Source organism: Pelotomaculum sp. FP, from assembly GCF_004369245.1.
Lineage (GTDB): Bacteria > Bacillota > Desulfotomaculia > Desulfotomaculales > Pelotomaculaceae > Pelotomaculum_C > Pelotomaculum_C schinkii.
In genome coordinates this window covers 1-586 of the sequence record NZ_QFGB01000166.1, presented here as the reverse complement: position 1 = coordinate 586, position 586 = coordinate 1, and the positions used below count along the sequence as shown (strand labels likewise).

Genomic DNA, 586 nt, shown 5'->3' with positions numbered 1-586 from the left:
TCGGCCCTGTGCGCCTAGGCATCCACCGTATGCCCTTTGTAGCTTGACCTAATTTCGCGCGCTACTTAGAACATCTTCTATGCTCTAGTTACTCTTGTTCTCCTATGCTGTGCAGTTTTCAAAGAACATTGTTGCTTTTGAGAGATGGTGGAGATGAGCGGGCTCGAACCGCTGACCCCCTGCTTGCAAGGCAGGTGCTCTCCCAGCTGAGCTACACCCCCATATCAGAAGGTGCGTCGTTAGAGGTTTGATGTGAGATCCTTATAGGAATTGGCGTTAGCCAATTCCTTCTATTCCCACGTCTCACTTCTCACGTCCCACTTCTATTTAATGGTGGGACTAGGTGGACTCGAACCACCGACCTCACGCTTATCAGGCGTGCGCTCTAGCCGGCTGAGCTATAGTCCCACGGTCTCTCAAAACTAAACAGTGTGTCGATGGATGGTCGACCTCGGAGTTATCAGTCGTCGGTCGTCGGGCAGCGGTCGTCAGTCTTAGGTTGGAATTCGCGTATGCGAATTCCTTCTATCCTGACGTCCGACGTCTGACTTCTGACGTCTGACATGTTCTCCTTAGAAAGGAGGTG

General features: G+C 51.7%; 2 tRNA genes. Both read right to left on the bottom strand.

Annotated features, from left to right (window positions below):
- Positions 1 to 145 precede the first annotated feature (145 nt).
- Positions 146 to 221, bottom strand: a tRNA-Ala gene (locus Psfp_RS21990).
- A gap of 110 nt (positions 222 to 331) precedes the next feature.
- A tRNA-Ile gene (locus Psfp_RS21985) sits at positions 332 to 408 on the bottom strand.
- Positions 409 to 586: the final 178 nt, after the last annotated feature.